The organism is Streptomyces sp. adm13(2018) (assembly GCF_008042145.1).
Taxonomy (GTDB): Bacteria; Actinomycetota; Actinomycetes; order Streptomycetales; family Streptomycetaceae; genus Streptomyces.
In genome coordinates this window covers 335,921-347,867 of sequence record NZ_RDBH01000113.1, presented here as the reverse complement: position 1 = coordinate 347,867, position 11,947 = coordinate 335,921, and the positions used below count along the sequence as shown (strand labels likewise).

General features: G+C 72.2%; 12 protein-coding genes. 9 read left to right on the top strand and 3 right to left on the bottom strand.

The window, feature by feature from the left end; genetic code table 11:
- From EAO70_RS11610 to EAO70_RS11600, 3 genes are all read left to right on the top strand, one after another.
- Nucleotides 1-1,235: copper amine oxidase (locus EAO70_RS11610; protein WP_148003020.1), on the top strand; the 1,235-nt coding region annotated here is incomplete at its 5' end.
- Between the two features lie 110 nt (nucleotides 1,236-1,345).
- A complete protein-coding gene (locus EAO70_RS11605) occupies nucleotides 1,346-2,629 on the top strand; it encodes an SAV2148 family HEPN domain-containing protein (RefSeq protein WP_148002901.1) in 1,284 nt (427 codons plus the stop codon).
- 87 nt (nucleotides 2,630-2,716) lie between these two features.
- Nucleotides 2,717-3,442 (top strand): 3'-5' exonuclease, encoded by a 726-nt coding sequence (locus EAO70_RS11600; protein ID WP_148002900.1) that lies wholly within the window; start codon nucleotides 2,717-2,719, stop codon nucleotides 3,440-3,442.
- A 49-nt stretch (nucleotides 3,443-3,491) separates the two neighbouring features.
- Here EAO70_RS11600 and EAO70_RS11595 read toward each other — a convergent pair whose 3' ends face one another.
- Nucleotides 3,492-4,349, bottom strand: a complete 858-nt coding sequence (locus EAO70_RS11595) for a phosphotransferase enzyme family protein (RefSeq protein ID WP_148002899.1) — start codon at nucleotides 4,347-4,349, stop codon at nucleotides 3,492-3,494.
- Nucleotides 4,350-4,527: 178 nt separating this feature from the next.
- Between EAO70_RS11595 and EAO70_RS11590 the strand changes: the two genes are divergently transcribed.
- The 6 genes from EAO70_RS11590 to EAO70_RS11565 all read left to right on the top strand — a co-directional run bounded on the left by EAO70_RS11590 (nucleotide 4,528) and on the right by EAO70_RS11565 (nucleotide 10,004).
- The gene (locus tag EAO70_RS11590) at nucleotides 4,528-5,472 is read left to right on the top strand and encodes a carbohydrate ABC transporter permease (protein WP_148002898.1); all 945 of its coding nucleotides are present in this window, start codon (nucleotides 4,528-4,530) and stop codon (nucleotides 5,470-5,472) included.
- Complete coding sequence (locus tag EAO70_RS11585) at nucleotides 5,469-6,311, top strand: carbohydrate ABC transporter permease (protein ID WP_148002897.1); 843 nt, start codon at nucleotides 5,469-5,471, stop codon at nucleotides 6,309-6,311. The genes EAO70_RS11590 and EAO70_RS11585 overlap by 4 nt, the downstream gene beginning before the upstream one ends.
- Nucleotides 6,308-7,603, top strand: a complete 1,296-nt coding sequence (locus tag EAO70_RS11580) for an ABC transporter substrate-binding protein (RefSeq protein WP_148002896.1) — start codon at nucleotides 6,308-6,310, stop codon at nucleotides 7,601-7,603. Before EAO70_RS11585 ends, EAO70_RS11580 begins: the two co-directional genes overlap by 4 nt.
- 152 nt (nucleotides 7,604-7,755) lie before the next feature.
- Nucleotides 7,756-8,310: a DUF1697 domain-containing protein gene (locus EAO70_RS11575; RefSeq protein WP_148002895.1), complete on the top strand. Its 555-nt coding sequence runs from the start codon at nucleotides 7,756-7,758 to the stop codon at nucleotides 8,308-8,310.
- A 70-nt stretch (nucleotides 8,311-8,380) separates the two neighbouring features.
- A complete protein-coding gene (locus EAO70_RS11570; RefSeq protein ID WP_148002894.1) occupies nucleotides 8,381-9,025 on the top strand; it encodes a DsbA family protein in 645 nt (214 codons plus the stop codon).
- 88 nt (nucleotides 9,026-9,113) lie between these two features.
- Nucleotides 9,114-10,004, top strand: a complete 891-nt coding sequence (locus EAO70_RS11565) for a hypothetical protein (RefSeq protein WP_148002893.1) — start codon at nucleotides 9,114-9,116, stop codon at nucleotides 10,002-10,004.
- Between the two features lie 132 nt (nucleotides 10,005-10,136).
- On the opposite strand, the gene EAO70_RS11560 is transcribed toward EAO70_RS11565, so the two are convergent.
- Nucleotides 10,137-11,003, bottom strand: a complete 867-nt coding sequence (locus tag EAO70_RS11560) for a D-alanyl-D-alanine carboxypeptidase family protein (RefSeq protein ID WP_148002892.1) — start codon at nucleotides 11,001-11,003, stop codon at nucleotides 10,137-10,139.
- A gap of 190 nt (nucleotides 11,004-11,193) precedes the next feature.
- Nucleotides 11,194-11,937 carry a sirohydrochlorin chelatase gene (locus tag EAO70_RS11555; RefSeq protein WP_148002891.1) on the bottom strand — a complete coding sequence of 248 codons (744 nt, stop codon included), beginning with the start codon at nucleotides 11,935-11,937 and terminating at the stop codon, nucleotides 11,194-11,196.
- Nucleotides 11,938-11,947 lie beyond the last annotated feature (10 nt).

Sequence of the window (11,947 nt, the reverse complement as noted above, 5' to 3'; positions counted from 1 at the left end):
GCCCCACGCGCACCCCCGCGGTGCCGCTGCCGTCCCCGACGCGCACGCCCGTCGTCCCCGAGGCCGCCTGCTCCGACGCCTACCGCATCACCCAGAAGCTCGACGGCGGCGCCACCTGGCGCATGTGCTGGCGCTACGACACCGACGCCGGACTCACCCTCGACAAGGTGACGTACCAGCCGCCCGGCGCGGCCGCCCCGATCAAGGTCCTCGCCAGCGCCCGGCTCGCCCAGATCCACGTGCCCTACGACGACGGCGGCGCCGAGTACGACGACCTCACCGGCGCCGGCTTCGGGTGGGGCCTCCAGAACCTCAAGCCCGCCGAGTGCCCGGGCGGCACCCTCACCACCGTCAAGGTCCCCGAGGTCGGCCAGGTCACCGGACTGTGCACCACCACCCGGGCGCGCGGCCACGCCTACCGGATGGCCAGCGAAAACGGCGGCAAGGTCTACCAGGCCCAGGCGAAGGACCTCCTCGTCTACACGGTGAACAAGGTCGGCTGGTACGAGTACATTTCCGAATGGCGCTTCTCCGCGGACGGCACCATCGGCGCCAACGTCGGCGCCACCGGCAGCCTCTCGCCGGTCGACTACAACGCCACCGACGGCCGCGGCTGGCCCATCGGCAAGGGCGCCCGCTCCTACGCCACCAGCCACGCCCACAACGTCTTCTGGAAGCTCGACTTCGGCCTCGACGGCTCCACCAACGACCGCGTCGAGCAGTTCGACTCCACCGTCACCGCGCCCGCCCCGGGCGGCGGCGGGCCCACCGTGAAGACCGTGCGCACCCCGGTCACCAAGGAACTCGCCGGGGACGCGAAGAACATGCGCTGGTGGCGGGTGGTCAGCGGCACCGGCAAGAACGCCGACGGCCACGCCCGCTCCTACGAGATCGTGCCCGGCCACACCGACACCCACGCGGGACGCGGCTTCACCAAGCACGACGTGTACTTCACGCAGGCCCGCGCCTGCGAGAAGTTCGCCAGCGACAACATCGGCGGCTGCCCGCCCAACGCCGGTGACAGCGTGGACAAGTGGGTCAACGGCGAGACCCTGACCAAGCCGACCGTCTGGGTCAACATCGGGTTCCACCACGTCGCCCGGGACGAGGACCAGCAGCCCATGCCGGTGCACTGGCAGGGCTTCCAGCTCGCCCCCCGGGACGTAACCGCTATGAATCCGCTCACTCCGCCCGAACTCGCCTCCCAGAACGGACAACCCGATCTGGGGAGTTGAGCAAGCAGCCTGACGATCCTGCTGCACCGCCTCCCGCTCCCGGAGTACCCTTCCTTGATCGTTGTCGGACCGGTCGACACGGGCGTCCAGGAGCAGAAGGCGGTGCGCGGGTGAGCTCGGGAGGTCTGGAGCTGCCCCCAGGGGATCCGGGTCAGGAGAAGGGCCCCGCCGGTCCCGCCGAGGCCCCGCCCGGCGCCGTCGCGCCGCCGGGAGCCGTGCCGCCCGGCACGGTCACCGTGGCCCGCCCGGTGGAGATCGGGGCCGAACTCGACTGGGACGCCGAGGCCTGGAGCGAGGTCCGCACCCGCGCCCAGCGCGCCGGACGGGCCTACATCTGGCTCAATCTCGTCGAGCAGCGGCTGCGCGCCGTGGTCGCCGCCGTCCTGCGGCCCGTGTACGAGCCCGTGCACGGCGAGGACTGGGTGGTCGCCGCGGCCGGCCCGGCGGGCCAGGAGTGGGTCCAGCGGGCGGTCGCCGTGCGCGAGGTGTCCCGCCGCAAGGGCTACCTCCTCGACCCGGCCGACGACAACGTCCTCAGCTTCCTCACCCTGCCCCAGCTGCGCGAGCTGATGGTGCAGCACTGGCCCTGCTTCGAGCCGTACTTCGACGACCGGCGCGAGGTCGAGCTCGCCCTGGACGAGCTGGAGGTCACGCGGAACGTGGTCTCCCGCAACCGGGCCCTCTCGCTGACCGTCCTCGCCCAGTCCGAACGGGCCTCGGCCCGCATCCTGGAGATCCTCGGCGGCGGCGCCGGGGTGCCCTCCGCCGACCGGCTGCCCGTCGACGCGGTCGAGGACCTCGTCGGGGACCGGTACGCCGACGTGGTCTCCGTCCACCCCGACCGGGTCAGGCTCCAGCGGCAGCTGCCTGCCGAGGACCTCTTCGGCGGGGCGCGGCGCCTCGACGCCACCGGCATAGGCCTGAACCTCCTCGTGCAGAACTTCTCCGGCCGACGCATGGTCCGGCTCGCCGAGTCCGGCTGCCGCACCCGGCTCCTCTTCCTCAACCCGGCGAGCAGCGCGGTCAAACGGCGCGAGCGGGAACTCGGCCTGAAGAAGGGCGAGCTGAGCCGCTCGGTCGAGATGAACATCCTGCACATGCGCCGGGTCCGCTCCAAGCTCCGCGACCCGGGCGCCTTCCAGATCCACGTCTTCGACGAGACGCCCCGCTTCACCGCCTACCTGGTCGACGGCGACGGACCCGACGGGGTCGGGGTCGTGCAGTCCTATCTGCGCCGGGCCCGGGGCATGGAGGCGCCGGTCCTCGTCCTGCGCGGCGGCGGGCGGAACGTGGTGCGTCACGGGCAGGGCATGCGTGACGGCGATCACGGACTTTTCGAGACATACCGGGAGGAGTTCGAGTCCGTCTGGCTCGATTCCCGGCCTGTTTCCTGACCCGACGACGGGGGAGGCGGAGGGCGTTGTCAGTGGTGCGTGCGAGGGTGGCTAGCACCACGGGGGAGATCACGTAAGGAGGACCCGATGGCTTGGCACGGCGAGACGCTGGTCGGCTTCGACCTGGAGACGACCGGCACCGAACCGCTGGAGGCACGGATCGTGACGGCCTCGATCATCGAGGTCGACGGCGGGGGACACATCGCACGGCGGCGGGACTGGCTCGCCGACCCGGGCATCCGCATCCCGGAGCAGGCCTCCGCGATCCACGGCATCAGCACCGAGCGCGCGGCCGCCGAGGGCCGCCCGGCGCGCGAGGTCGCCGACGAGATCGCCACCGCCCTCGCCGCCTACTGGGAGGACGGCGTCCCGGTCGTCGCGTACAACGCCTCCTTCGACCTCACGCTGCTCTCGGCCGAACTGCGCCGGCACGGACTGCCCTCGCTCAGCGAGCGCCTCGGCGGCGTCCCCATCGGACCCGTCGTCGACCCCTACACCATCGACCGCGCCGTCGACCGCTACCGGCGCGGCAAGCGGAACCTGGAAGCGGTCTGCGGGGAGTACGGGGTGGTCCTCGAAGCCGCCCACCAGGCCGCCGCCGACGCGCTCGCCGCCGTCCGGGTCGCCGTCGCGATAGCCGAGCGGCACCGCCAGGTCGCCGAACTTGACCCGGCCGAACTCCACGAGCGCCAGATCGGCTGGTACCGCGCCTGGGCCGAGAACTTCCAGGCCTTCCTGCGCCGCAAGGGCGACGAGCAGGCCGTCGTCGAATCCAGCTGGCCCCTGCGCGAGGCCGTCGCCGTCGCCGGCTAGCCGTTCCCGTCCGACCGCCCGACCGGTCCGGCATGCCAGGCCCGTCACGTCAGAACGGGTACCAGCGGACCTCGGGATCGCCGTCCCGCAGCGAGGCCACCCGCCGCTCGAACTCGGCCAGCGCCTTCGGGTTCGTCGGCGCGTGCTGCGCCACCCACGCACAGCTCGCGGTCTCCCGCGCCCCGCGCAGCACCGCGCACCCCTCCCACTCCCGCACGTCCCAGCCGTACGCCCCGGTGAACGCCTCGTAGGCCGCCGGGTCCAGACCGTACCGGTCACGGGACAGGGCGAGCACCACCAGATCGTGCTCGCGCAGATCCGAGGAGAAGGTCTCCAGGTCCACCAGGACCGGGCCGTCGGGGCCGACATGGACGTTCCGGGGGAGGGCGTCGCCGTGGATCGGACCCGGCGCCAGACGCGGCGTCAGCGCCGCCGCCGCCGGGGCGAAAGCGTCCCGCCGCTCCCGGAGGAACGCCGCGTCCGCCGGATCGATCGCGTCCCCCGCGAGCCGCAGCCACCGCTCGACCCCGCCCAGCAGCTCACGGCGCGGCAGCGTGAACCCGCCGGGCTCCGGCAGGGCGTGGACCCGCCGCAGCAGCGGCGCCAGATCACGGGGCTCCGCGGGCCGCACGGCATCGGGCAGCCGGTGCCACAGGGTCACCGGATGCCCCTCCACCAGCCGCGGCCGCTCCTCCGCGGCCCGCACCGCCGGGATGTCCGCCCCGGCCAGCCAGCCGGCCAGCGCCATCTCCCGCTCCGCCCGCTCCCACAGCTCCGCGTCCCGGCCCACCTTCACGACCAGCCCGCCCACGGCGAAGACCGCGTTCTCCCCCAGGGCCAGCAGCCGCGCCTCCGCCACCGGCAGCCCCGCGGCGGCCAGGATCTCCCGCGCCCGCGCCTCGTCCATCGACCTCTCCCGTACCCGTGCGGTCGCGGTCCGTACGACGGCGACCCGTGTGATTGCGCCAAAGTGTCCCATCCGCGCTGCTCACCGCGGAGATCGCCTTGACGGTCCCCGGCACCGTCAGGACCATGGCGGGATTCCCGCGGCGCCCGCCGGGGGCGGGCGGACGGGGGTCAGACCGGTGAGCGCACTGACCGCGACGAAGCGGCCCGGCCGGACGCGCCCCCCGCGCGGCGCCCGCGACGGACGCCCGCGCGGCCCCGACCTCGGCGCCTGGTTCCTGGTGCTCCCCGCCCTGCTGCCGATCCTCGTCCTCAGCGTCGGCCCCCTGCTCTACGGCATCGCGCTCGCCTTCACGGACGCCCAGTCGGGCCGCACCACGGCCACCGGCTGGGTGGGCACGCTCAACTTCCAGGACCTGCTGCACGACACCCTCTTCTGGGACTCGTTCCGCATCGGCGCGGTCTGGGCCGTCGGCGTCACCGTCCCCCAGTTCCTCCTCGCCCTCGGCCTCGCGCTCCTGCTCGACCAGAAACTCCGCCTCCGCTGGCTCGCGCGCGCTCTCGCCATCGTCCCCTGGGCCATGCCGGAGGTCGTCGTCGGCATCATGTGGCGGCTCGTCTACAACCCCGACGCCGGCATCCTCAACGAGACCGTCCGGAACCTCGGCCTCGGCGACGGCCGCGACTGGCTCTCCGGACTCGCCACCGCCCTCCCCGCCGTCATCGTCGTCGGCGTCTGGGCGGGCATGCCGCAGACCACCGTCGCCCTCCTCGCCGGACTCCAGAACACCCCGCGGGAACTCCACGAGGCCGCCGCCCTCGACGGAGCCGGGGCCTGGCGCCGCTTCCGCACCGTCACCTGGCCCGCCCTCCGGCCGGTCGCCCTCGCCATCACCGCCCTCAACCTCATCTGGAACTTCAACTCCTTCGCCCTGGTCTACGTGCTGACCAGCGGCGGACCGGGCGGCCGCACCCGGCTCCCCATGCTCTTCGCCTACGAAGAGGCCTTTCGCTACGGACAGTTCGGCTACGCCGCCGCGATGGGCTGCGTGATGGTCGCCGCCGTCTCGGTGCTCGTCGCCCTCTCCCTCGTACGACGGCTGAAAGGGGACCAGGACCGGTGAGCGCCTTCCGGACGAGCAGAGCCGCGCGGGCCGGCCAGTACGCGGCCCTCCTCGCGTATCTCGTCTTCCTCGCCTTCCCCTTCCTCTGGCTGGTCTCCACCGCCTTCAAGCCCGCCCCCGAACTCGCCTCGCTGCACCCCACCTGGATCCCGAAGGACCCCACCCTCGGCAACTTCCGGCAGGCCTTCGACGAGCAGCCGCTGCTCAGGGCCGCCGGGAACAGCCTGGTCGCCGCGGTCGCCGCCGCCGTCATCGCGGTGGCCGTCGCGACCCCGCTGGCCTACGTGACGGCCCGCCACCGGGGCAGGCTCGCCTCGGCCGCGACCGGCTGGGTGGTGATCAGCCAGGCCTTCCCGTTCGTCCTCGTGATCATCCCGCTCTTCCTGATCCTGAAGAACCTGCACCTGGTGAACAGCGTCCTCGGCCTCGTCCTGGTCTACGTGGTCTGGTCGCTGCCCTTCGCCCTGTGGATGCTGACCGGCTACGTCCGGGCCGTCCCCGCCGAACTGGAGGAGGCCGCCGCGGTCGACGGCGCGGGCCGGCTCCGCACCCTGGTCTCGGTCACCGGCCCGCTGCTCGCCCCCGGCGTCGTCGCCACGGCCCTCTTCGCCTTCGTCACCGCCTGGAACGAGTTCTTCTTCGCGCTCGTCCTGCTCAAGTCCCCCGAGAAGCAGACCCTGCCGGTCGTCCTCACCCACTTCCTCGGCGCCGAGGGCGTCGCCGACCTGGGCCCGCTGGCGGCCGCGGCCTTCCTCGCCACCCTGCCCTCCCTCGTCGTCTTCGGCCTCCTCCAGCGGCGGATCACCGGCGGCACCCTGGCCGGGGCGGTGAAGTCATGAGACGACGGACCCTCGCCCTCGCCGCCGCCCTCGCCCTGCTCCTCACCGGCTGCACCGCCGGGGACGACACCTCCGGCGACGGGGTCGTAAGGCTCCGCTTCCAGTCCCTCGCCTGGCAGAAGGAGTCCGTCGACGCCAACCGCGAGCTGGTCCGGGAGTGGAACGCCGCCCACCCCGACGTACAGATCGAGTACGTCCAGGGCAGCTGGGACTCCGTCCACGACCAGCTCCTCACCTCCTTCGAGGGCGGCGAGGCGCCCGACATCATCCACGACGCCTCCGACGACCTCGCGGACTTCGCCTACGGCGGCGACCTCGCCGACCTCCGCCCGCTGCTGTCCGAGCGGCTCCGCGCCGACATCCCCGCCCGCGGCTGGCAGACCACCACCTTCGGCGAGGGGGTCTACGGCGTGCCGTTCCTCCAGGAGCCACGGGTGATCATCGCCAACCGGACGATCCTGGAAGCCGCCGGCGTCCGCCTCCCCACCCCGGCGCACCCCTGGACCTGGCCCGAGTTCCGCCGGATCACCCAGGACCTCACCCGCACCATGGGCCCCGGCCGGCACGCCGTCGCCTGGCCGCTCAAGGAGCCCGTCTCCGTCAGCCTCAACCTGGGACTCTCCGCCGGCGGGCAGCTCTTCCACCGGGCCGCGGACGGCCGGGTGACCGTCCGCTTCACCGAGGCCGACGCCGTCGTCCCCGGCACCATCCACGACCAGGTCGTCACCGACCGCACCGCCCCGCGCACCACGCTCGGCAGCGGCGGCTCCGACACGCTCCCCGGCTTCTTCGCCGGGAAGTACGCCATGGTCCCGCTCGGGTTCGCCTACCGGCAGCAGATCGCCCAGCAGGCCCCCGCGGGATTCGCGTGGACGGTCCTGCCCGCCCCCGCCGGCGACGCCGGGCTCACCCAGGGCGTCTCCCCGCAGACCCTGTCCATCGCCGAGGACAGCCCGCACAAGAAGGAGGCGGCCGCGTTCCTCGACTTCTTCCTCCGCCCGGAGAACATGGTGCGGCTCGCCCGCGGCGACTGGATGCTGCCCACCGGAACGACCGCACTCGCCGACCCCTCGCTGCGCACGGCCCGGGACGGCTGGGCCACCGGGACCGCCCTGGCCGAACGGCTGCGGCCGGCCCCCGCGCAGTCGGTGCGCGGCTACCCGGAGTGGAAGGACAAGGTCGCCACCCCCGCCTTCCAGGAGTACTACAGCGGGGCCATCGACGGCGCCGAACTCGCCCGGCGCCTGGTGGAGGACGGCAACCGGGTGCTCGCCCGCTATCAACGCAAATGAGCGGGTCGGCAGGGTTTCAGCATTACGAAAGTTTGTTGAACAAGTCACAGATGGGTGACGGGTCTTCTCGCGGCTCCCCCTGATCGGACAGGGTCGAACCGGCCACCGTGCCGCCCCCCACGAGGCGCGGTGGCCCGCCCTACTCTGAACCCATGACGCAGACCTACGCGCTCCTGCTCCGCGGCATCAACGTCGGCGGCCACCGCAAGGTCCCCATGCCGGAGCTCCGCTCCGTCCTGGAGGGCCTCGGACACCAGGACGTCCGCACCCATCTGCAGAGCGGCAACGCTGTCTTCACCACCGGCCCCGGCGCCGACCCGGAGGCGCTCACCGGCGCGCTCGAGGAGGCGATCGAGGACCGCTTCGGCTTCCGCGTCGACTGCCTCGTCCGGGACGCCGACTACCTGGCCTCGGTGGTCGAGGACTGCCCCTTCCCGGCGGCCGCCCTGGACGGGAAGCAGCTCCACGCCCTCTACCTCTCCGGCAGGGCCGACCCCGAGCGCTTCGCCGCGATCGACCGGGCGGCGTTCGCGCCCGAGGACTTCGCCCTCGGCGACCGGGTCGTCTACCTGTACGTCCCCGAGGGCCTGGGCGGGTCCCGGCTGAGCGACGTCCTGACGCGGCCGAAGACCGTCAAGGGGCTGGTGGTCACCGCCCGGAACTGGAACACGGTGGTCAAGCTGGTGGAGATGACCCGCGGGGCCTGAGGGAATGGCCCACGAGGAAGGAGGCCGAGTGGACCAGAGTGACAGGCCAAAGGTTGGCTAGATTTGTTCCATGACGACCCACGAGATCCAGCCGCAGGACGAGAACCATCCCGCCGCCGCCCCCCGCACCTACTTCGACCCCGCCTGTCCCTTCGCCTGGATCACCTCCCGGTGGATCCTCGAGGTCGAGCGCGAGCGGGACCTCGACCTCCGCTTCCGGGTCATGAGCCTCTACTTCCACAACGAGGGCAACACCCTGCCCGACGAGTACCGCGCCCTCATCGACGCCTCGATCGGCCCCGTCCGCGTCGCGGCGGCCGCCGCCGAGCAGCACGGCGAGGAGATCCTGCGCCCCCTCTACACCGCGTACGGCACCCGCATCCACGAGCAGAAGCGGGAGGACCTCGACGCCGTCATCGCCGAAGCGCTGGCCGAACTCGGCCTCCCCGCCGCGCTCGCCGAGGCCGCCCACGACCCGGCCTTCGACGAGGCCGTCCGCCGCAGCCACGACGCCGGCAAGGACCCCGAAGTCGACGGCTACGTCGGCACCCCCACGATCCACGTCGACGGCACCGTCTGGTTCGGCCCGGTCCTGCGGGCCATCCCGCGCGGCGAGCGCGCCGCCGAACTCTTCGACGGCTTCCGGGTCCTGGCCAACCACCCGGACTTCTTCGAGCTGAAGCGGACCCGCACCGGGGGCCTCGACTTCTCCTGACGACGGCTCAGGGGAGGAGTCGACGCCCGCCCGGATGCACGGTACATCCATGGTGCTAGCCTCCTCCCCAGCCACCAGGGGGGACCCAATGAGGAAGTTTCTGAGTTTCGCGTCCGCACTCGCGGTCATGACCGGCATCGCCGTCACCGCGACGACGCCCGCCCACGCCGCCGAGGACCGGAGCGGCGCGGAGCGCCTCACCATCCCGACCAGCAGCGCGTGCAGGGCGGGCCGCACCGTCATGCAGGGCATGGTCGCGGGGGCCGGCGGCCAGCTCTACATCGTCTTCACCAAGGCGGGCGGGGAGGCGCCGGTCCTCTCCAGGTGGCTGCGCGACGGCTCTGCCTGGGACGGCACCAGCTGGACCTGCGCCGGGGCGCCGACCTCCATCCCCACGCTCGGCCACGGCAACGATCTCGCCTACCACCCGAACTACCAGGGCCAGGGCCCCGCCGTGATCGCGACCCAGGGCAGCCAGTCGGCGTTTCCGAGCGACGACGTGGCGATCGTCCACCTGGACGCGTCGGGAGCGATCGGCGCGACCGAGGTCGTCCACCTGCCCATCGGCGACATCAGCGGCCTCTGCTACAGCGCCACGGCGGCCGGCGGGGCCGGCAAGTACGCCGCCCGCCGCGCGGGCAACCTGTGGACCCACCCCGGCACCGGTGCGCTGACGAGCGGCTGGACTCTGGTGAAGAGCAACCTGACGAGCCACGACAACCGCTCCGACCAGGGCATCGACTGCTCCGAGAACTACATCTGGAACACCAGGTCCATCAACACCTCGACGCCCGAGACCGGATGGAACTGGGTGTACCAGTACAACTGGTCCGGCGGTGACGTGGAGAGCGACATCGGCATCCCGGGCAGGAACCTGCTCGACGAGATCGAGGACATCACCCACGTCGGAAGCGACTTCTTCGTCGGCGTCAACCGCAACGACGGCGCGGACGACTCCGTGAAGGTCTTCATCCCCTGACGCCTTCGTGTTCGACGCCTCCGCGCATCTGCCGACCGCGCCGGGCACGGGGAAGGGCCCGTCTCCCGACGAGCGGGAGACAGGCCCCGGGGCGGACCGGCGGTTCGACGGCCGGTCCCTCCGTACGGTCGCCTACCTGGCGAAGCCGTAGTCCAGCAGCTTCTTGACGTCGTTCGCCCGGTTCGTCTCGTTCGACGAGGCGAGCACCGTGCCGATGACCGTCTTGCTGCCGCGGGTCGCCGCGAACACCAGGCAGTACTTGGCCTGCGGACCCGAACCGGTCTTCACGCCGATCGCGCCGCTGTACGTGCTCAGCAGCTTGTTCGTGTTGGTCCACGACATGTACCGGTACCCACCGGTCTTCGTGGTCACCTTCTGCTTCGTGGACTTGGTCTTGACCACGGTGCGGAAGGTGGAGTTCTTCATCGCACTGCTCGCGAGCTTCGTCAGGTCGCGGGGCGTGGAGTAGTTGCTCCCATTGCTTATTCCGTCGAACGAGTCGAAGTGGGTATTGCGCATCCCGAGGTTCCTGGCCTCGGTGTTCATCTTGCCGATGAACGACTTGATCCGCGCGTCCCGCGTGGTGCCGGTGCCGAACTTGTCGGCCAGCGCGTAGGCCGCGTCGCAGCCCGACGGCAGCATCAGACCGTAGAGGAGCTGGCGGACCGTCACCTTGTCCCCGACGATGAGCCGCGCGGACGAGGCGTTCTTGGAGACGATGTAGTCGCTGTAGGCCTTCTGGACGGTGACCTTGGCGTCGAGGTTCAGGCCGCGCTGGGCCAGGACCACCTTCGCGGTCATGATCTTCGTGGTCGAGCCGGTCGACCGGCGCGTGTCGGCGGCCTTCCCGAACAGCGTCGCCCCCGTCCCGTTGTTCATGACGAAACCGCCCTGGGCGGTGATCGACGGGGTGGGCGGCGCGGCGTACGCCTGACCGGTGAAGAGGCCGCCGGCCAGCACGGCCGAGGCCGTGACCGTGACGGTCACGGCTCTGCGCACGCCGAGTGTCGAAGTGATCAAAGTCTTCTGCCCTTGGTAGGAACCGATGTCATCCCGGGCCGCAAAAGACCCGGTGCACAGAAGACGCTCGAAGGGGGGTGAAGGATGCACGGTTCACCCCATGAGGTTCGTCGCATCCATTCGACCGGCCGAATCGTCCGAAAGGCAGACCCCGGGAGCGCCCCGCCGGTCAGGCCGAGTGCGCCACGGCGACGCGCGGCGCGTGCGCGGCGTCGTAGCGCTCCAGCAGCAGCCGGGCCAACTCCGGGGAGGGACCCAGGACATCCGCGAGGACGTCCGCCTCCGCCGCGCCCGCCGCGATGCGGTCCGGGAGGCGGCCGGGGGCGATCACGTACGGGGCGACGGCCACCCGCCGCACGCCCGGCTCCCCGCGCAGGGCGCGCACGGCGTCCTCGGTGCGCGGAAGGGATGCGGAGGCGAACGCGGGCCGCACGGAGCACCAACCGGTGCGCCGCAGCTCCCGCGCCGTTTCTGCGATCACCGCGATCGCCTCCGGGTCTGTGGAGCCCGCCGAGGCCAGGACGACCCCGGTCGCGCTCTTGTCGCCGGGCCCGAGCCCGGCCTCGTACAGCCGCCGTTCCACCGCCGCGACGAGCAGCGGCGAGGGGCCGAGCACCTCCGTCTGGCGGATCCGCAGGGACGGCGGCGCCTGGCGCAGTACGGCGGGGATGTCGGCCTTCGCGTGGAACGCCCGGGTCAGCAGCAACGGCAGCGCCACCACGTCCCGGACGCCCTCGGCGGCGAGCCGGTCGAGCACCCCGGGCACCGACGGCAGGTTGAAGTCCAGGAACGCCGTCTCCACGCGCAGCCCCGGCCGCAGCGCGGCGGCCCGGCGCACCAGCGTCTGGACGGTCGCCGCGTGCCGCGGGTCGCGGCTGCCGTGGGCGATCACGAGGAGGACGGGTCGGTTCATGGGGGATCGG

What these genes read in the sequence shown, in the direction of transcription:
- EAO70_RS11565 (WP_148002893.1), top strand. Translation starts at nt 9,114, where the DNA reads ATGAGGAAGTTTCTGAGTTTCGCGTCCGCACTCGCGGTCATGACCGGC.
- EAO70_RS11570 (WP_148002894.1), top strand. Translation starts at nt 8,381, where the DNA reads ATGACGACCCACGAGATCCAGCCGCAGGACGAGAACCATCCCGCCGCC.
- EAO70_RS11600 (WP_148002900.1), top strand. Translation starts at nt 2,717, where the DNA reads ATGGCTTGGCACGGCGAGACGCTGGTCGGCTTCGACCTGGAGACGACC.
- EAO70_RS11555 (WP_148002891.1), bottom strand. Translation starts at nt 11,937, where the DNA reads ATGAACCGACCCGTCCTCCTCGTGATCGCCCACGGCAGCCGCGACCCG.
- EAO70_RS11575 (WP_148002895.1), top strand. Translation starts at nt 7,756, where the DNA reads ATGACGCAGACCTACGCGCTCCTGCTCCGCGGCATCAACGTCGGCGGC.
- EAO70_RS11580 (WP_148002896.1), top strand. Translation starts at nt 6,308, where the DNA reads ATGAGACGACGGACCCTCGCCCTCGCCGCCGCCCTCGCCCTGCTCCTC.
- EAO70_RS11595 (WP_148002899.1), bottom strand. Translation starts at nt 4,349, where the DNA reads ATGGACGAGGCGCGGGCGCGGGAGATCCTGGCCGCCGCGGGGCTGCCG.